Annotated in this window: 14 protein-coding genes and 1 pseudogene; 3 read left to right on the top strand and 12 right to left on the bottom strand. The window is 31.6% G+C overall.

Going from position 1 to position 20,069, the window contains the following annotated elements; translation table 11 throughout:
* Positions 1-125: 125 nt before the first annotated feature.
* Positions 126-1,976: pseudogene (locus CSPB_RS02275) on the top strand (aryl-sulfate sulfotransferase).
* 136 nt (positions 1,977-2,112) lie between these two features.
* Positions 2,113-2,694, top strand: coding sequence for a DUF2179 domain-containing protein (locus CSPB_RS02270; protein WP_089192985.1), 582 nt, complete (start codon positions 2,113-2,115; stop codon positions 2,692-2,694).
* A 282-nt stretch (positions 2,695-2,976) separates the two neighbouring features.
* Here CSPB_RS02270 and thiD read toward each other — a convergent pair whose 3' ends face one another.
* From thiD to CSPB_RS02250, 4 genes are all read right to left on the bottom strand, one after another.
* Complete coding sequence (gene thiD, locus CSPB_RS02265) at positions 2,977-3,765, bottom strand: bifunctional hydroxymethylpyrimidine kinase/phosphomethylpyrimidine kinase (RefSeq protein ID WP_089192984.1); 789 nt, start codon at positions 3,763-3,765, stop codon at positions 2,977-2,979.
* A gap of 323 nt (positions 3,766-4,088) precedes the next feature.
* Positions 4,089-5,960: an aryl-sulfate sulfotransferase gene (locus CSPB_RS02260; protein ID WP_193625310.1), complete on the bottom strand. Its 1,872-nt coding sequence runs from the start codon at positions 5,958-5,960 to the stop codon at positions 4,089-4,091.
* A gap of 695 nt (positions 5,961-6,655) precedes the next feature.
* The gene (locus CSPB_RS02255; protein ID WP_033916490.1) at positions 6,656-6,901 is read right to left on the bottom strand and encodes an RNA-binding regulator; all 246 of its coding nucleotides are present in this window, start codon (positions 6,899-6,901) and stop codon (positions 6,656-6,658) included.
* 130 nt (positions 6,902-7,031) lie between these two features.
* On the bottom strand, positions 7,032-7,574 hold the full coding sequence (locus CSPB_RS02250) for a DJ-1 family glyoxalase III (protein ID WP_089192983.1): 543 nt from the start codon (positions 7,572-7,574) through the stop codon (positions 7,032-7,034).
* Between the two features lie 98 nt (positions 7,575-7,672).
* Between CSPB_RS02250 and CSPB_RS02245 the strand changes: the two genes are divergently transcribed.
* Positions 7,673-7,903: a SelT/SelW/SelH family (seleno)protein gene (locus tag CSPB_RS02245; protein WP_257789331.1), complete on the top strand. Its 231-nt coding sequence runs from the start codon at positions 7,673-7,675 to the stop codon at positions 7,901-7,903.
* A gap of 51 nt (positions 7,904-7,954) precedes the next feature.
* Here the strand turns inward: CSPB_RS02245 and efp are convergent, their stop codons facing one another.
* The 8 genes from efp to nusG form a co-directional block, all read right to left on the bottom strand.
* Entirely contained in the window at positions 7,955-8,521 is a 567-nt protein-coding gene (gene efp, locus CSPB_RS02240) for an elongation factor P (RefSeq protein WP_089192981.1), read from the bottom strand.
* Between the two features lie 75 nt (positions 8,522-8,596).
* Positions 8,597-13,117: a DNA-directed RNA polymerase subunit beta' gene (gene rpoC, locus CSPB_RS02235; protein ID WP_089192980.1), complete on the bottom strand. Its 4,521-nt coding sequence runs from the start codon at positions 13,115-13,117 to the stop codon at positions 8,597-8,599.
* Positions 13,110-17,249: a DNA-directed RNA polymerase subunit beta gene (gene rpoB / locus CSPB_RS02230; protein WP_089192979.1), complete on the bottom strand. Its 4,140-nt coding sequence runs from the start codon at positions 17,247-17,249 to the stop codon at positions 13,110-13,112. Before rpoB ends, rpoC begins: the two co-directional genes overlap by 8 nt.
* Before the next feature lie 90 nt (positions 17,250-17,339).
* The gene (gene rplL, locus CSPB_RS02225; RefSeq protein WP_033916495.1) at positions 17,340-17,717 is read right to left on the bottom strand and encodes a 50S ribosomal protein L7/L12; all 378 of its coding nucleotides are present in this window, start codon (positions 17,715-17,717) and stop codon (positions 17,340-17,342) included.
* Positions 17,718-17,733: 16 nt separating this feature from the next.
* Positions 17,734-18,219 (bottom strand): 50S ribosomal protein L10, encoded by a 486-nt coding sequence (gene rplJ / locus CSPB_RS02220; RefSeq protein WP_089192978.1) that lies wholly within the window; start codon positions 18,217-18,219, stop codon positions 17,734-17,736.
* 100 nt (positions 18,220-18,319) lie between these two features.
* The gene (gene rplA / locus CSPB_RS02215) at positions 18,320-19,021 is read right to left on the bottom strand and encodes a 50S ribosomal protein L1 (RefSeq protein WP_089192977.1); all 702 of its coding nucleotides are present in this window, start codon (positions 19,019-19,021) and stop codon (positions 18,320-18,322) included.
* A gap of 63 nt (positions 19,022-19,084) precedes the next feature.
* Positions 19,085-19,510 carry a 50S ribosomal protein L11 gene (gene rplK / locus CSPB_RS02210; RefSeq protein WP_089192976.1) on the bottom strand — a complete coding sequence of 142 codons (426 nt, stop codon included), beginning with the start codon at positions 19,508-19,510 and terminating at the stop codon, positions 19,085-19,087.
* A 12-nt stretch (positions 19,511-19,522) separates the two neighbouring features.
* Entirely contained in the window at positions 19,523-20,056 is a 534-nt protein-coding gene (nusG, locus tag CSPB_RS02205) for a transcription termination/antitermination protein NusG (protein WP_193625314.1), read from the bottom strand.
* Between the last annotated feature and the right edge of the window lie 13 nt (positions 20,057-20,069).

Genomic DNA, 20,069 nt, shown 5'->3' with positions numbered 1-20,069 from the left:
ATCTCCAATAAATAATTTTAGCAGTTTTTCATAAAATCTTACTTTAGCAAATATTAATATTCTTGTTGCAAATTTGTTAATTAAATTTATTAATATAACACAAATATTATAAAAGGAGATGCAATATGAAATCAAAGATTTCTTTATCAATCTTAGTTGCAGGATTGCTAGTATGCATAACACCTGCTGATATTTACGCAGCTGGCGGAGCAACGGTCCAAAGACATATAATGCAATTGGCAAAATCGGTGCAGTTGTGATGAATCCTTATGGAACAGCACCACTTACTGCAATAATTAATGATGGCGGATATCACATAAAAGACGCTAAAGTTACGGTTAAAGGAAAAGGTAGTAAAGGCATTGATATACAATACGATGTATCAGATACAAAACTTATGCAATATGCAGGAATTCCTATTTTTGGACTTTATCCAGATTTTATAAATACAGTTGAAGTTAGTTACATAAGATTTAAGCCAAGCAGTAAAAATGCAAAATCTCAAAAAATAAACGAAACATATTCTATTTATGCGCCACCGATTACAACTTATGGCTCAGGAACTGCATAAAAAACTTTTTACCAAAAGCCGAAGTATAGTACCTGCTTCGCCTAAAGTTAAAAATAATTTATATCTAATGAATCATTTAAGTTCAATTTTGCCAAATGCAAGTCAAGTTGTTTGGAACCACCCTGCTGGAGGTGCCTTAGAATGGGATTATGAAAGTTATGTATGGATGATTGATACAAATGGAGACATTAGATGGCAACTAGATGTTAGTAAATTTAGAGATCCTTATGATATAAGAAAAAAAGGCAATATGATGGGCTTTGATCAAACATCAGATGGAAATTTACTCTGGGGTATGGGTCAAACTTACAAAAAATATGACTTAATGGGTAGAAAAATTTTTGATAGAATGCTTCCTCGTTCATACATTGATTTTTCACACCATGCAGAAGAAACAAGCAAAGGAACATATTTATTGCGTGTTGCTGATTCAGATATGAAACGCAAAGACGGCAAAAATGTAAGAACTGTTAGAGATGTGATAGTTGAACTTGATAAAGAAGGAAATGTTATAGATGAATGGAATTTAAGTGAAATCTTAGATCCGTATAGAGATAACAATATCCTAGCAATGGATCAAGGTGCAGTTTGCTTGAATGTAGATGCTAGTAAAGCTGGGCAAACGGTCTCAAAAGAAGAGCTAGAGAGCGACAATATGCCATTTGGAGATGTTGCAGGTGTTGGACCTGGTAGAAACTGGGCTCATGTAAATAGCGTTAATTATGATTCATATGATGATAGTATCATTATTTCAAGTCGTCACCAAAGTGCTGTAATAAAAATAGGTAGAGATAAAAAAATAAAATGGATTTTAAGTTCGCCTGAGGGATGGAGTGATGAATATAAAAAATATATTCTAACCCCAATTGATGAAAAAGGTAAAAAGATAGTTTGTGAAGCACAAGGTTCACATTGCCCTGGATATTTAAGCCAAAAAGGTGGATTTGACTACTCATGGACACAACATACGGCTTATGTTATACCAGAAAAATCAAAAGGTCATATAAGACATATAAGCACTTTTGATAATGGAGATAGCCGCGGAATGGAGCAACCTGCAATGGTTAGTATGAAATACATCCGTGCTGTTGAATATGAAGTTGATGAAAAAAATATGACTGTTAAACAAGTTTGGGAATTTGGTAAAGAAAGAGGACTTGAGTGGTATAGCCCAATAACCTCAGTAACAGAATATATACCTAAAACAGATACTATGATGGTTTATAGTGCTACTGCTGGAATGGGGGATTTAGTTGCATTTAGAAACGGCACAGCAGAACTTGCTCCATATCTCCATGAGTTTAAATATGGCACAAAAACACCAGAATTAGAAATCAAAATGGTTGGCGGAAATATAATCGGCTATAGAGCATTAGTAATTGATTATAAAAAACCTTTTAACTAACAGAATTTAGTGGCACCTTCAAGGTGCTGCTAAAAATTTAATTTTCTTTTGATACAACTACTTAAAATTAACCAATATAATTATTTGTAAACTTTTTGTTTATTTGGTAAAATCATAAAAAATAAAAGGCGTTTATATGAGTGAATTTTTACAAAGTGATTTTTTTAGATATATTGGGATACCTATTTTAATATGCTTGGCAAGAATTATAGATGTTACTCTTGGAACTATAAGAATTATCCTTGTTTCAAAAGGTAAAAAGATAATAGCACCTATTTTAGGATTTTTTGAAATTTTAATATGGCTTATAGCAATCACTCAAGTTATGGCTCACCTTGATGGATGGCAAAACTATATAGCGTATGCTCTTGGTTTTGCACTTGGTAATCTTTTTGGCATACTGCTTGAAGAAAAATTAGCACTCGGGCATGTTGTAGTTAGGATAATACCAAAAATAAAAGCAGTAAATTTAGCAAAAATGCTAAGAAATAGCGGATATAGTGTAAGTATGATAAATGCAAACGGAAATGAGGGTGATATAAATATACTTTTTGTTGTTATAAAACGCTGTGAAATAGATAATATACTTCCTTTAATAAAAGAAAATAACCCTTGGGCGTTTTATACTATAGAGGATTTAAGATATGCAAATTTAAATATGATAAATGTTCCGGTAAATCAAAGCACTATAAAAAAATTTTCTAAAAATAGTATTTAAAATAATTAAAGGGAGTTTGTATGACACAAGAAGACAAGTTAGATTCCATAGAAAAATCCATAAATTAACTAAAAGAATTAAGTAAGAAAAAAGATGCTCAGATAGAAGAACTTATAAAGCAAAGAAATAGACTAAGGAAAAATAAAGAAGCTTATATAGCTAAAACTTATGTTTATGGTATTTTGATTCTTATTGCATTAGGATTAATAATTTATATATTATACGAAATTATGAATAAGGCAAATTTCGGCGTTTGTGATGTCTAAATTTACCTTATTATTTTTATATATGGTTTTTATAAAAATGATCTATAGGATTACAACCTGATCCTATCATAGCAGGATGAGAAATAGCACCAGTTATGTATTCTTTTGCTTTTTTACAAGCATTTTTTACACTTTCACCATTTGCTAAATTTGCAGCAATAGCGCTTGAGAGAGAACATCCTGTTCCGTGAGTATGATTTGAGTTTATTCTAGGTGTTTTTAACAATTCAAAATCTTTTCCATCATAGAAAACATCTAAAGAAATGCCATTTACATTACCAGCTTTTAGATAAATATTTTTTGCACCAAATTTAGTTAAATTTATACAAGCTTCTTTAAAATCATCTTCACTAGAAAGTTTGGTTTGTAAAATTTGTTGTGCTTCATATAAATTTGGAGTTATTACATAAGATATTGGAAAAAGCTCACTTACAAGAGTTTTTTGGGAATTTTCTTCTAACCAAATATCTCCGTTTTTGCAACTCATAACAGGATCAAGTACAACAGGTGGTAAATTTGGAATGCTTTTTAGAGTATTTGCAACTGTTTTTATAATCTCAACGCTTGGAACTACGCCTATTTTTATAGCATCTACCCTTATATCATCAAAAATTCTTTTTATGCCATCTTCTATCGTTTTAGTATCGATTAATTGCATACCAAAAAGACCTTGTGTGTTTTGAGCTGTAGTAGCAGTTACAACCCCCATAGCAAAAACATCATGAGCTATAAAAACCTTTAAATCAGCTATAATTCCAGCACCACCGCTTGGATCAACACCGGCTATACTAAGAACATTTTTCATATATCATCCTTATTTTAATTAAAATTGTGATTTTATCAATTTTATGCTTTTAAAACATTTAATAAATAAAATACATTTGATTGTTTTTATTTAAAAATTTATATCAAAATTTAAAAATTAATATATCTAAAATATAAAGTTAGAAAGTGAATTTGTATATTACAATGATATATATTTTATTTTTATTATAGTATTAAAAAATATTACTAACAAATTATTTATTATATTCCTTAAAAAATACAAAGCACCTATACAAACCACAAGATGATAAAAAGTTACTAGAATTAATTTCTCCTTGAATAAATTCAAGGAGAAATAATTATTTATTTTTTAGGAGCAAAAGCTTTGTCTATACTAATTGGCATAGCTTGATATCCATTTCCAACACCTGTAAATTTAATCATAACACTAGGTTCTTTAGAGCCCCATTTAAATTCATCAATTTCAGGAGTTGCTACACCTAAAACTTTTCCTGCTGCCAAATCATAACCCATTCCAGCTGTTGCTGAATATACCATAATAGAATTTTTATCATCCATATATTTTGTCAAGCTTGTAACTGGACTATACCATGAATTTCCTCTTTGTTTTCCATATTCCCAAACTTGCTCAACAGTCATTTTCTTTTGATCAACTTTATAAACTACTGCTCTACTATATTTCATAGAAGCAAGTGCAGGTTGTTCCATACCACGACTATCTCCATTATCAAAAACTGTCAAATATACAACATTTTTATTTGTTTTAGAATCAATTATAAATGCAGTGTGTTGAGTCCAAGTCCAGTCAAACCCACCTTTTTCATTCTCATATCCAGGACATTTTGAATAATCATTTTCACAAACTATTTTATTACCTTTGCTGTCTACAGGTTGAAGTAATTTATCTTTAAATTTATCTTTCCAACCCTTGTGAGCACCTATAATCCATTTTACTTCTTTATCTCTACCGATTTTAATAACTGCATTTTGATGACGACTTGAAATAACAATACTATCATCATTTGAATCATAATCTACGCTATTTACATGCACCCAGTTTCTACCAGTACCTGTTCCGGCTATATCTCCAAACGCACCTTCTGAATCAAGTTTAGCAAGTTCTTCTTCACTCATAGTGTGTCCTGCGGCACTAGCATCTATATTTAAACAAACAGCACCTTGATCTAAAACCAAAATAGCATCACTTCTATATGGATCTAAAATCTCAAAAAGTCTCCAATCATCTACTACTTCACCATTTGGAGATACTTCAACAATAACATCTCTTACGGTTCTTACATTATTTCCATCTGGTCTTTTTGTATTTGCAGATGCAACTCTTAGCAAATAATTACCATTTTGTGCCTGATCAAATGAATGCGAAAAATCTATATAACCCAGAGGAAGAGCTCTATTAAATACCTCTCTACCCATAAGATCGTATTTTACATATCTTTGTCCATAACCCCAAGTTAAAGCACCATCTTTACCTTGTTGAAATCCCATCATAATACCAGTATGCATAAAATCTGTAAAGCTGATTAATTTAGATGAATCAAAATACCATCTAACATCTCCTGCAGTATCTATTATAAAAGCATTTGATCCATAGTTCCACTCCATTGCACCGCCAGCTGGGTTATTCCATACTATTTGTGAACTATTTGCAGGTGATTTTCCTGTAACATTATTCACAAGATAAAGCCTATCTTCAAAACCTTTCTCAACTTTTTCAACTTTAATTGATCCAACTGGAACTTTTGTATGTCCAAGAAGTCCAGAAGTCGGAAGCATAACTGGAGCTGTTGGAATCTTGTATTGTTCGCTTACATTTTGCCATTCTTGTTTACCTGGAATTTTTTTAGAATATTTAACTTTTACTTCATTCATATGATCAGCATAAAGTCCCCAAACAGGAATTCCACCATATAGTTTTAATTTATTATCATCTATTTTATAAGATATTTTTCTACCACCATCTTTTGGCACTATCTCAACACTAGCGTCTTTTAAAACATAACCGCCATTTTGTATAACCGCAGTAAGTGGAGAATATCCATATGGATTAATTTTTACAGCACCTATCTCGCCTTGAACTTGCCAATCTATCTTAGCACCACTTGGTCCACCCATAGCAAAAACCGATGTTGAACCAACACTTAACAACATTGCAGCAACAAGTGCTGAACTTAAAGTTTTTCTAAAACTTTTCATTATTTACTCCTAATAATAAATTTATAAAGCTATAAAAATTCTTTACAAGTATCATTCTAACAAAAAATACTTTAATTATTATATTTATTTTTTATATTTTGGTTCTAAAAATTTGCACTAGTATAACTGGGGGGGGGACGATAAAACCTTGTTTATAAAATATTAACTACAACTATAAATTTAGATTAAAAAATATTTATTTGTAACAAATTGTAACATAATTACATAAAAAATAAATTTAATATTAGTTTATATTTTTAAAAATTTTATATACTCTCTTGCGACTACTTTTAGTTTAAATTTAGATAAATTTGTATCTGCTTTTATATGCTTAAACAAATATTTTTAATAGATACAAAAACTGATTTTTACTGCTTTAAAAAAGTATGAATGCAATATAAATATTTTTTATAAATACTTAAATTTGATATCAAAAAATATTATTTTTCAACTACAACATTTATGAGTTCAAAAAAATTAAATTTAAGAAAGTTATGAATTAAAATTTAAAAGATAAAGTAAATTCTATATAAGATAGAAAACTTGCTATAGTGATGACAAGCCTGAAGTTGTTATAATGATATCAAAAAGATTTACAAAATATCTATTAAAATTCATATAGTTTATTTTTAAAATTTAATGTAGAAATCTAAATTTAATAATACTTAGTAAAAGGAGTCAAGCAACTCCTTTTACTAATCTTTTGGTCTAGCCTCATTAACTCTGAGTTTTCTACCACCTACTTCTGTATCATTTAGAGCCTCGATAGCTTTTGAGCCTTCGCTTACATTTTCCATTTCAACAAAACCAAATCCTTTTGAGCGATTTGTTTCTCTATCTTTTACTATTTTTGCACGACTTACTGATCCATAAGCCTCAAAAGTAGACCTTAGCTCTGCTTCTGTCATACGATATGACAAATTACCAACATAAATATTCACTGAACACGTTCCTTGCTTTATTTTCCAAATTAAATTTGGATAAAGCATTATATCAAAAATATACATATTTTGAGTAAGATTTTAAAAAATATTTAATAAATTTTAAATTTTGTTATAATTTAAGTAAAATTTACTCAAAAAGTAATCCATTTTTAACATCTAAATATACCTTTTCGCCTTTTAATTCTCTTAAAATTTCTAATCCAAATTCCATAGCTGTTGCAGGACCTCTAGAAGTCATTATATTGTGATCGCGAACTACATTTTGATTTGATATATAACCACTTTTATTCACATTTTTCTCAAAACCAGGGTAACAAGTGTATGAGTTTTTAATTAAATCAAATTTAGCAAGCACAAACGGAGCAGCACAAATAGCACCAATATGTTTATTGTTAGCATCAAAAGATTGTAATATTTCGCAAAGCTTATGACTGTTTGCAAGATTATCTGCCCCAGGTAATCCTCCTGGCAAAATAGCCATTTCATACTCACTTACAACCAAATCATCTAATACAATATCTGCATACACGGTAATATTATGAGCTCCAGTAACTTTTCTTCTATCTAATCCCACACTAACACAATCGATACCGCCTCTTTTTAAAATATCTATAATGCTAACAGCTTCAATTTCTTCAAAACCTGTTGCTAAGATAATTGCTATTTTCATAAAAACTCCTTTATATAATTTCAGTAATTATACAATGTTATAATAAATTTAAATTTACCTACTATAATGCACTTTTATTTTAAAATAAAGGTTAAAAAATGGATATAAAGATTACTTATTGTAATTCTTGATCTTATAGACCACAAGCTTCCCGTGTGGAAGAAGAAATAAAAAACGTCTATAATGATGCAAAGATAGAACTTGTAGCAGGTAGTGGCGGTAACTTCATAATTGAAGTAGATGGAAAAATTATATTTTCAAAAAGAGATATGGATGAGCCGAGATTTCCTAATGATGGGGAAATTTTAGAACTCATTAAGATGATTTAAATTTAAAATTTGTATCTGTTTTAAATTTAAAACAGATACAAAATATAAAAATTATTTATTTGCTCTTTCTATATATTCACCCCTAACTGTATCAACACGGATAACTTCACCTTCTAATACATGAAAAGGAATTTGCACAACTGCACCAGTTTCAAGTGTAGCTGGTTTTTTATTGCTTCCTTGCGTATCACCACGGAAATTTGGAGCAGTTTCTATTATCTTTAACTCAACAACCTGAGGAACTTCAAGTCCGATTGCCTTACCATTATGAAAAAGAACATCAACCATCATACCATCAAGCATCCATTTTTTGTTCTCTCCAACCTCTTCATCGCTAATTGAAATTTGTTCGTAAGTAGTAGTATCCATAAACTGACAAAACTCACCATCATCATAAAGATATTGCATTTGTTTATCTTCTAAATTTGGAGCTTCGCATTTATCACCTGCATGAAAAGTTTTTTCTAAAACTCTACCATCTATATATGATTTTATTTTTACTCTAACAAAAGCTGCTCCTTTGCCAGGTTTTACATGCTGATACTCTACAATTTTATAAGGAACACCTTCTAATTCTATCTTTAGACCCTTTTTTAAATCTCCCATAGAATACGCCATTTATTTTCTCCTTTTTAATGAGTATAAATTTATAAAATTAAACAGAGGAAAGAAAATTTCTCTCCTTTGTTTGTGCTACTCTTTATCTTTTGGATATATAAGTTTTAATTTTTTATCTTGATTAAAACCTGTTCCAACAGGAATCATGCGACCGATAATAACATTTTCTTTTAAATCTTCTAAATAATCAAATTTACCAGCAATGCTAGCTTCTGTTAAAACTTTGGTTGTTTCTTGGAATGAAGCAGCTGATATAACACTATCGCTTCCAATAGCTGCTCTTGTAACACCAAGAAGCACTGGCTCTGCTAAAGCAGGCTCACCACCTATTTTCATAATTCTAGCATTTTCCTCACGGAATTTTCTTTTACTTATCAAATCGCCAACTATAAAATTTGTATCTCCACTATCTACAATCTTAACTTGCCTTAGCATTTGTGAGACTATGATTTCTATATGTTTATCAGCTATCGCAACACCTTGAGAGCGATAAACTTGTTGAATTTCGCTAATCAAATAATAATGAAGTGCTTTTTCGCCTAAAATTTTAAGAACATCATGACTACTTATAACGCCATCTGTAATCTTTTCTCCAGCATGAACAAACTCACCATCTCTAACTTGAATTTTTCTATCTTTATCTACAAGATATTGATGAATTCTACCGTCTGTGCCCTCTATAATGATTTTCTCTTTTGATCTAAGAGGTTTATCAAATCTTATTATACCGTCAATATCTGCAATAATTGCAGCATTTTTAGGTCTTCTTGCCTCAAACAGCTCACTAACTCTAGGAAGACCTCCTGTGATATCTTCAGATTTTGCTATAGCTTTAGGTGTTTTTGCAAGCGTATCTGCTTGTTTTACAATTGTGCCCTCATCAACAAAAATAGCTGTTTTTGGCTCAAGTGGGTATTTAAGCATTTTACCATCGCTTGTTGTAACAATTATGGTTGGTTTTATACCACTTGGCAAATACTCATTTATAACAAGACGGGTTTGCCCTGTTGTCTCATCGTATTGTGCTGTAACGCTTCTATCTGGTTCAATTTGTTCAAAAGATACCTTACCATCAGCTTCTGATATAACAGGATTTGAATATGGATCCCATTGAGCTATAACTGTTTTCTCTTCTTTTTTAGGTTTAGCTATGATACTTTTTGCATCCACAGTAGAGCTATCGTCAAATTCTATTATAGACTCTCTTGGTATATAATGTCTTATTGCTTCTCTGTCATCTTCATCTGCAACAACAACAAAAAGACCTTTTTCATTTACAAGATGTCCTTTTTTAATATCTTTTTTTCTTTGCAAATAATCGCCATTTAAAATATAAAATTTAAGTATACCACTAGCACCAGAAATAATCTTTTGTGTTACAGGTTCACCATCTTTAACCATAAGCTCACTTGCATAAGGAATACGATTAGGTATATTATAGCCCTCTTTTATAACCTCAACTATACTCTCATTTTCTTTTACGCTATCACCTGCTTTATATGATATATAAAATTTACCCTCAACTTTTCCGCTAACTCCAGCAAGCTCGTTTGGTTTGGCAATATCTTGTTTTCTAAGAGTATATTTTACCTCTTCTTTTTTGCCTTTTACAATAATACTAACATCATCATGCGCCATATCAATATCTATAATACCATCAAATGCTGCTTTTATTTTAGGCTCAACCAAAAGAACGGCAGCATTTCTTCTGTTTGCAACAATTTGTTTTTTGTTGTTTTCATAAGTCTGAACATTATAATATCTTATAAAGCCTTCTTTACTAGCTTCAATTTTTCTAGCTTGTTGCCCAGCAGAAGCAGTTCCACCGATATGGAATGTTCTTAGTGTCAGCTGAGTTCCTGGTTCACCAATTGATTGAGCTGATATAATACCAACTGCTTCACCAGGCTTGACAAGTTTACCTTCAGCAAGATTTACACCATAACATTTAGCACATACGCCTTTTTTAGCCTTGCATGTTACAGGAGTTCTAATGCTTACTGATTTTATACCAGCATCAACTATCTCTCTTGCTTTTTCTTCATCTATAAGAGTTCCTTCGCTAAATAAAATCTCATTTGTTATAGGATCTATAACATCGGCACTTACGACTCTTCCTAAAATTCTCTCTTCTAGACTTTCTATTAACTCACCATTTTCAGTAATCTCAGTTATTTCTACGCCTTCGTGAGTTCCACAATCATGCATAGTCACTTTTACATTTTGACCAACATCTATAAGTTTTCTTGTAAGATAACCAGCATTTGCTGTTTTTAACGCAGTATCTGCAAGACCTTTTCTAGCACCATGAGTTGAGATAAAATATTCTAAAACATTTAGTCCTTCACGGAAATTTGAGATAATAGGTGTTTCAATAATACTTCCATCTGGCTTTGTCATAAGACCACGCATACCAGCAAGCTGCCTAATTTGAGCTGTACTACCTCTAGCACCGCTATCTGCCATCATATAAATAGAGTTAAAACCATTTTTATCTTCTTTAACTAGTTTCATCATCTCATTTGCGACTTTATTACTAGCATCGGTCCATATATCAACTATTTTATTATATCTTTCAGAATCTGTTAATAGTCCTGCACCATATTGATTTTGTATCTCTTTAACTTGATTTTTTGCATCTTGAATATATTTTTCTTTACTTTGCGGAACAATGATATCATCAACTGATATTGAAATTCCAGCTTTTGTTGCATATCTAAAACCAAGATCTTTAAGAGCATCAAGAAATCGTGCACTTACTTCAAATCCACCATTTTTATAAACATAATCAACCAAATTTGCAATATCTTTCTTTTTCATAATTTTGTTCCACATATCATCTGGAACAAAATCAGGAATGATTGATTTTATAATGAGCCTTCCAGCTGTTGTAAATATAGTCTTGCCATCTATGATAGTTTTTAATTTTGCATGATGATCAAGGTAACCATATTCAACAGCAAGTCTTACCTCATCAACATTTCCAAAAATTTTATTCTCTCCAAGTGCGCCATCTTTAATCAAAGAAAGATAATAAATTCCTAAAACCATATCTTGAGATGGAACGGCAACAGCTTTACCACTTGCAGGAAGCAAAATATTCATTGAGCTTAGCATCATTATCTTACATTCTGCAATGGCTTCTTGCGAAAGAGGTACATGTATAGCCATTTGGTCACCATCAAAGTCAGCATTAAATGCAGAACAAACCAATGGATGAAGCTTAATAGCTTTACCATCTACAAGAACTGGATGAAATGCTTGAATAGAAAGTTTATGAAGCGTAGGAGCACGGTTTAACATAACAGGATGATCTTTAACAACCTCTTCTAAGCACTCCCAAACTTCATTGTTCTTATCATCTATCATTTTTTTAGCTTGTTTAACTGTTGTAGCGTAACCTTTTTCTTGAAGTCTTGCTATGAGATGTGGTTTAAATAGCTCTAAAGCCATTGTTTTTGGTAAACCACATTGATCCATTCTTAAATTTGGACCAACAACAATAACGCTACGACCTGAAAAATCAACTCTTTTTCCAAGAAGATTTTGTCTAAAACGACCTTGTTTACCCTTAATAATCTCACTTAGAGATTTAAGAGGACGCTTATTTGCTCCTTTTACAGCATTTGCTCTTCTGCCATTATCAAAAAGTGCATCAACAGCTTCTTGAAGCATTCTTTTTTCATTTCTAACAATAATCTCAGGAGCATCAAGTTCCATAAGTCTTTTTAAACGACTATTTCTATTTATTACTCTTCTATAAAGATCATTTACATCAGAAACTGCAAATTTACCACCATCTAAACCAACTAGGGGTCTAAGATCTGGCGGAAGAACTGGCAAATTAGTTATCATCATCCACTCAGGACGATTTCCACTTTCTAAAAATGACTCTATGACTTTAAGTCTTTTTACTAAAGTTTTTTTCTTAGCTTCTGAGTTAGTAGATGCATACTCTTCTTTTAAATTATTATGAATATCTATTAAATCCAAACTACTTAAAAGATCTCTAATGACCTCTCCACCCATTCTAGCTTTAAAACCGCTATCTGAGTATCTATCAAGTAAAGATTGATATTGCTCTTCATTTAATACATGATATTGTTCTACTTTTTTTGTATTTTCATTATCATAATACGCATTACCAGGAGTTTCTACTATATATGCCTCATAGTAAAGTACTCTTTCTAAATCTTTCATTTTTATGCCAAGCAAAGTTCCTATTCTACTTGGAAGAGAATTTACATACCAAATGTGAGCAACTGGAGTAACAAGTTCAATATGGCCCATTCTAGATCTTCTAACTTTAGATGTAGTTACTTCAACACCACATTTTTCACATTTAATGCCTTTATAACGCATTTTTTTATACTTACCACAAAGACATTCATAATCTCTTACTGGACCAAAAATTTTAGCACAAAAAAGACCATCTCTTTCTGGTTTTAGTGTTCGGTAGTTTATAGTTTCTGGTTTTTTAACTTCGCCATGACTCCAAGATTTTATCTTTTCAGGACTTGCAAGCATAAGTTGAAATGCTTTAAAATCCTTTGGTCTATCTTCTTCTTTAATATCTATAGGTCTTAACTCACTCATCTTCATCTACCTCATCAAAAATTTCAACATCAAGTGCCAATGACTTAAGTTCATTTGTCAAAACAAAAAATGTTTCAGGTATACCCGTAACTGGGACATTTTCTCCTCTTGTTATAGCCTTATAAGCCTCTAATCTTCCATCAACATCATCAGATTTTATAGTTAGCATTTCTCTTAGAGTATAAGCAGCGCCATAAGCCTCTAATGCCCAAACTTCCATTTCTCCAAATCTTTGTCCACCAAACAGTGCCTTGCCACCAACTGGTTGTTGAGTAACAAGAGAGTATGGACCAGTGCTTCTTGCGTGAACTTTTTCATCAACAAGATGGTGAAGTTTAAGATAATACATACAACCAACATGAACTCTTTCGTTTATCCTACTACCTGTTCTTCCATCATAAAGTATAGTCTTACCATCAGGATCAATACCAGCCATTTCAAAAAGTTTTACAAAATCATCCACATTTACACCATCAAATATATGAGTTGCAAATTTAACGCCTTTTGACCAATCTCTTGCATATTTAAGAAGATCTTCATCACTCATATCTTTTAGAAGTTTTTTAGCATCTGTTAATCTTGATAAAGATGCAATTTCAATCATTCTTTTTCTCAAGTCTTTTAGCCACTCGCCTGTTTTTTCTTCTAAAATTTTCTCTATTTGCTCACCAAGTTTCCATCCAACCAAGCCTAAATGGCATTCTAAAATTTGACCTATATTCATACGACTTGGAACACCAAGCGGATTTAATACTATATCAACTGGTCTACCATTTGGGAGATAAGGCATATCGACCTCAGGAACTATATTTGAAACAATACCTTTATTTCCGTGGCGTCCTGCCATTTTATCACCAACTTTAAGCTTTCTTTTTGTAGCGATATAAACTTTTACAAGCTTAACAACTCCGCTTGGCAAAATATCATCTTTTTCTAAAATTTCAAGCTTTTCATCATGATCTTCTTTAAATTTCCTTTTCTCATTTTGAAAATAATTTTTTAAATCATCATACTGCTTTTGTATATTTTTAGCAAAGCTTTTTACAAAAGAATTAAGAGTAAATCTATTCATAGATTCTAAAACATCTACAGGAACAAAAGAACCTTTTTTATACTCAACATCTCCAATAATTTGATCTTGATTTAAAGGTTTTTTAGAAAGCAAACTTGTAACTTTTAACATCTCTTCTCTATCAAGCATCAAAAGCCTGTCATGGTGTTCTTTTTCTAATACAGATTTTTCATCTTCATATGCTTTTAAAGTTCTATTATCTTTTTCATAACCTTTTTTAGTAAATATCTTAACATCTACTACAACGCCTTCCATAGAAGCACCAGCATAAAGCGATTTATTAACAACATGTCCAGCTTTTTCGCCAAATATAGCTCTTAATAATCTCTCTTCAGGAGTTGGCTTAACTTCTCCTTTTGGACTAACTTTTCCAACTAAAATCATACCAGGAGTTACTTGAGTTCCTATTTTTACAATACCACTTTCATCAAGATGAATTAAATCCTCTTCTTTTACATTTGGTATATCTTTTGTTATCTCTTCAACACCATCTTTTAGTTCCCTAGCTTCTATCTCTTTTTCATAAATATGAACACTTGTAAATGCATCTTTTCTAATCATGCCTTCGCTCATAACAACGGCATCTTCATAGTTATATCCGTTCCAAGGCATAAAAGCTATAAGTGCATTTTTTCCTAAAGCAAGTTCACCTTTTTCCATACTAGGACCATCAGCAATTATTTGATTTGCTTCAACAAACTCACCTTTTTTTACTATAGGATATTCTCCAAAAGTTGTATTTTGATTGGTTCTTAAATTTTTTTCTAAAGAATAATGATCAATATAAGGACCATCTTCATCTTCACCTAAAATAAATATATTTTTACTATCAACTTTTTCTACTATACCAGAACGCTTAGCTTTTATAGACTCCCAAGAATCTCTTGCAATAATTGCTTCCATTCCAGTTCCAACAAGAGGAGCTGTAGTTTTTAGTAGTGGAACAGCTTGACGCTGCATGTTTGAACCCATAAGTGCACGGTTAGCATCATCGTGTTCTAAGAATGGAATAAGAGAAGCTGCAACGCCTGCAATCATGCCAGAACAAAGATCTATTAAGCTTACTTCTTCTCTTTTAGCAAGAATAGTCTCTCCATCTTTTCTAACTTCTAGAATTTCATCTACAATATTTCCTTTATCATCAAGTTTTGCTGATGCAGGAGCTATAACAAGCCCTTCTTCTTGAGTTGCAGTAAGATAAACTATATCATTAGTGACTTTTCCATCTACAACTTTTCTATAAGGTGCTTCAACAAAACCAAGGTCATTTACTTTTGCATAAGTAGAAAGCGTATTTATAAGACCGATATTTTGACCTTCTGGAGTTTCAATAGGGCAAATTCTGCCGTAATGAGTTGGATGAACATCTCTAACTTCAAATCCGGCTCTTTCTTTTACTAAACCACCCTCACCAAGTGCAGAAAGTCTTCTTTTGTGCGTAACTTCGCTAAGTGGGTTTGTTTGATCCATAAACTGACTAAGCTGCCCGCTTGTAAAAAACTCAAGCAATGTTGTGCTTATAGTTTTTGGATTAATTAAATCATAAGGCATAATTTCTTCTATATTGCCACTAATTGCTGTAAATTTATCTCTTATAGCTTTTTGCATTTTAACAAAACCTAAATGAATCTCATTTGCCAAAAGCTCTCCAATAGATCGAATGCGTCTATTTCCTAAGTGATCTCTATCATCTATATATCCTTGACCATTTTTAACTTTTATAAGATATTTTGCAGTTTTTATAATATCTTCGCTTGTTAAAACTGTGATATATTCAGGTGCATCCAATCCTAGTTTATGATTCATTTTCATTCGACCTACTTTTGTTAGGTCATATCTTTCAGGATTAAAGAAAAGATCATGCATAAAAGCTTTTGCAGCTTCTTTTACAACAGGCTCTCCTGGTCTCATAACTTTATAGATTCTTATAGCAGAAAGGTCATTTTCATCTTCAATACCTTCTGTTTGCTTTAATAACTTAAGAGTCTCAGCATCTTGAATAAAGGAATTAATTATAGAGTTATCAACTCCACTTGCTCTATCGTTTGCTATTTGAATACTTGTTTGTGTTTCAAGAATTTTGGCTAATTTATTTTCATCAAGTTGAGAAAGTATATCGTATATAACTTCTCCGCTCTGGCTATCAATAATAGGAGATGAAAGATATCTATCTATCAAAATATCAGCTGGATATTCTACCATCTTTAAACCATCTTCAAGCATTTTTTCAGCTTTTTTCTTTGTAAGACGCTTACCAGCACTATGAACAACATTACCTTTTTCATCTTTTATATCGTATTCAACTCTATTTAAATAATCATTTGGATCAAAATCTGTTAGAAATTTATTATTTTTAATATAAATTGTTTTTATAGGATAAAAAAGTTTTATAATATCATGTTTTGTGTATCCTAAAGCCCTAAAAAGTATAGTAATTGGAACTTTTCTTCTTTTATTTATCCTAACATACAATACATCTTTTGCATCATATTCAAAATATAACCAACTGCCTCTATCTGGTATAATTTGTGCAGTATAAATAAGTTTATTTACAACAGTTGGACTTTCTTCTTCTTTAAAAATAACGCCTGGGCTTCTATGAAGTTGATTTACAACAACCCTTTCAACGCCATTTATTATAAATGATATTCTATCTGTCATAAGAGGAATATCGTGGATATAAATATCTTGTTCTTTTATATCTTTTATACCGATTTTCTCACCGGTTTTTTCATCTTTTTCATGTAATATAAGTCTAATTTTCATTTTGAGATTTACACAATATGTAAGACCTCTTTGAATGCACTCTTTAACTGTATATTTTGGTTTGCCAAGCTCACTACCAACATACTCTAATGTGAGTCTATTTTGTGGATCGTGAATTGGAAATATCGATTTAAAAACTTTTTCAAGACCGCTACCAGCAGTTTTTGCATTTAAATCTAAGAAATAACTAAAACTTGTTTTTTGTAATTTTAATAAATTTGGAACATCAATCTCACTAGCTATATCAGAATAATTAACTCTAAGACGATTTCCAGAGCGTAAGCTGTTTAACATGCGACTACCTCTTGGTATTTATTTGAAAGAAAAGCATTTAGCCAAAAATTGGCATCGTATTTTGGAAGGGAAACAAATCCCTTCCACATATTATTTAAGTTCAACCTTAGCACCAGCTTCTTCAAGCTGTTTTTTAGCTTCTTCAGCATCAGCCTTGCTGATACCTTCCTTAATTGTTGAAGGAGTATTTTCTGTTGCATCTTTAGCCTCTTTAAGTCCAAGACCAGTAAGAGCTCTAACAACTTTAATAACATTAATTTTCTTATCACCAGCGTCTGTCAATATAACATCAAATTCTGTTTTCTCTTCACCACCTGCTGCTGCACCACCTGCTGCTGCACCACCTGCCATAACAACTGGAGCTGCACTAACACCAAATTTCTCTTCAAATTCTTTTACAAGCTCTGAAAGCTCAAGAACTGAAAGACCTGAAATAAACTCTAAAACATCTTCTTTAGTAACTGCCATTTTATTCTCCTAAATTTTATGCACTTTCTTGTGCTTTTTTCTCTTTAAGTGCATTTAGTCCTATAACAAAATTTTGTAAAGGCGCATTCCACACTTGTAAAAGCATAGCAATAAGCTCATCGCGACTCGGCATTTTAGATAGAGCCACAACTTTCTCAACGCTAGCAACTTCATTTTCTATATAAGCTGTTTTAATCTTGAAAAGATTATTTGTTTCTTCAAATTTAGCAACAACTTTTGTAACTGCAAGTTGATCTTTTCCCCAAACAAAAATGTTTGTATCTTTAAAATCTAAAGCTTCTATGCCAGCTTTTTTAAGAGCAACTTTTGCAAGTGTATTTTTTATAACTTGAACATTAACTTCTTTTTCTTTAGCACTTGCACGCAAAACCTCAAGTTGTTTAACACTCAAACCTTTGAAGTCACACACAACAATAGCTTCAGATGATGAAAATTCTTCTTGTAATCCTGAAACTAATTTTGCTTTTTCGCTTCTTATCATTCTTAACTCCTTTCCGACCAGCAATTTCAAGCAGAGAGGGATAAACCCAATTAAGCTTACAGCCTCGGCTATCTCTAATCTAAGATATAATTATTAAAAATTATTTTAAATCCATAACTTCTTGAGTATCAAGAACAACAGAAGGACTCATTGTAAGTGATAAAGAAGCATTTTTAACATATCTACCTTTAGCGGTTGATGGTTTATGCTTGTTTATAGCTTTTATAAAAGTTGAAATATTGTCATTAAGTTGTTCCACACTAAAACTAGCCTTACCTACACCTGCATGTATATTTCCCTGTTTATCAACACGGAAATTTACTTGTCCACTCTTTGCATTATTTACAGCAGATGCTATATCCATTGTAACTGTACCTGTTTTTGGATTTGGCATTAGCCCTTTTGGACCAAGTATTCTACCAACTTTACCAACTAATCCCATTAAATTTGGTGTTGCTATCAAAACATCGAAATTCATAATACCTTTTTGAATATCTTCAATCAACTCATCACTTCCTACTATATCTGCACCAGCTTTAGTTGCCTCATCTGCTTTTGCATCTTTTGCTATAACAGCCACACGAACTTTTTTTCCAGTTCCAGCAGGAAGAACGACTGATCCTCTAACCATTTGATCAGCATGTCTTGGATCTACATTTAATTTTAAAGCAATCTCGACTGTCTCATCAAATTTAGCAGATGATAGTCCTTTTACAGTTTGAATACCTTCACTTAAACTATATGTTTTATTAGAATCAACTTTTTTTAATAATTCATTAAATCTTTTAGTAACTTTTGCCATTATTTTTTCTCCGCATTTATAAAAGTGCTTCCGCCTTATTTAAAACCTTGGCGGTAAAAAGGTTTATTCTACTACTTGAACACCCATAGAACGAGCTGAGCCTGCAACAATCTTAGCAGCCTGTTCTTTATCATTAGTATTTAAATCAGCAATTTTTTTATCAACTATATCTAAAATTTGTGCTTTAGTAATCTTTGCAACCTTATTTTTAAGTGGATTATCAGAACCTTTAGATATACCTACTGCTTTTTTTATAAGATCTGTAATAGGTGGTTGTTTGGTTATAAAAGTAAAACTTTTATCTGCATAAACAGTTATAACAACTGGTATATTAAATCCAGCCATATCTTTTGTTTTTTCATTAAAAGCTTTACAAAACTCCATTATATTTACACCTTGTTGTCCAAGAGCTGGTCCAACAGGTGGGCTTGGATTAGCCTTTGTAGCGGCAATTTGTAATTTAATTTCGCCTACAACTTTCTTAGCCATAAACTTTTCTCCTTATATTATCTTCTCAACTTGTGAATATAAAATTTCAACTGGTGTACTTCTACCAAATATAGAAACATTAAGTTTTAATTTGCCATGAACCATATCATACTCTTCTACAATACCTATAAAATTAGCAAATGGTCCTTCTTTAATGCGAACATTTTCACCCTCATCAAATGATATTTTAGGTTTAGGTGCTGCTCTTTTATTGGTTTTTTCTAAAATAGTAGCAATATCTTTATCGCCTAGTGGCGTTGGTTTCATAGCTTCACCAATAAATCTTCCAACTTTTGGAAGTGATTGTATTGCATGCCACAAAGCAGTATCAAGATCTAAACAAGCAAAACAATAACCAGGGTAAAGAGTTTTTTCTTGTATCTTTTCTTTACCATTTTTAAATTCTAAAACATCTTCAGTTGGAACTAAAATATCTTTTAATTTTTCTTCTATATTTCTAACTTTTACCAAATTCTCAATAGCTCTTTTAACAGCCATCTCGCTGCCAGCATAAGTTTGAATAGCATACCATTTATGTCCCATTATAAATCCTAACTCT

Source organism: Campylobacter sputorum (assembly GCF_002220775.1).
Taxonomy (GTDB): Bacteria; Campylobacterota; Campylobacteria; order Campylobacterales; family Campylobacteraceae; genus Campylobacter_F; species Campylobacter_F bovis.
This window is presented reverse-complemented; position numbering and strand designations above follow the sequence as displayed.

What these genes read in the sequence shown, in the direction of transcription:
- CSPB_RS02270 (WP_089192985.1), top strand. Translation starts at nt 2,113, where the DNA reads ATGAGTGAATTTTTACAAAGTGATTTTTTTAGATATATTGGGATACCT.
- thiD (WP_089192984.1), bottom strand. Translation starts at nt 3,765, where the DNA reads ATGAAAAATGTTCTTAGTATAGCCGGTGTTGATCCAAGCGGTGGTGCT.
- CSPB_RS02260 (WP_193625310.1), bottom strand. Translation starts at nt 5,960, where the DNA reads ATGAAAAGTTTTAGAAAAACTTTAAGTTCAGCACTTGTTGCTGCAATG.
- CSPB_RS02250 (WP_089192983.1), bottom strand. Translation starts at nt 7,574, where the DNA reads ATGAAAATAGCAATTATCTTAGCAACAGGTTTTGAAGAAATTGAAGCT.
- efp (WP_089192981.1), bottom strand. Translation starts at nt 8,521, where the DNA reads ATGGCGTATTCTATGGGAGATTTAAAAAAGGGTCTAAAGATAGAATTA.
- rpoC (WP_089192980.1), bottom strand. Translation starts at nt 13,117, where the DNA reads ATGAGTGAGTTAAGACCTATAGATATTAAAGAAGAAGATAGACCAAAG.
- rpoB (WP_089192979.1), bottom strand. Translation starts at nt 17,249, where the DNA reads ATGTTAAACAGCTTACGCTCTGGAAATCGTCTTAGAGTTAATTATTCT.
- rplL (WP_033916495.1), bottom strand. Translation starts at nt 17,717, where the DNA reads ATGGCAGTTACTAAAGAAGATGTTTTAGAGTTTATTTCAGGTCTTTCA.
- rplJ (WP_089192978.1), bottom strand. Translation starts at nt 18,219, where the DNA reads ATGATAAGAAGCGAAAAAGCAAAATTAGTTTCAGGATTACAAGAAGAA.
- rplA (WP_089192977.1), bottom strand. Translation starts at nt 19,021, where the DNA reads ATGGCAAAAGTTACTAAAAGATTTAATGAATTATTAAAAAAAGTTGAT.
- rplK (WP_089192976.1), bottom strand. Translation starts at nt 19,510, where the DNA reads ATGGCTAAGAAAGTTGTAGGCGAAATTAAATTACAAATTGCCGCTACA.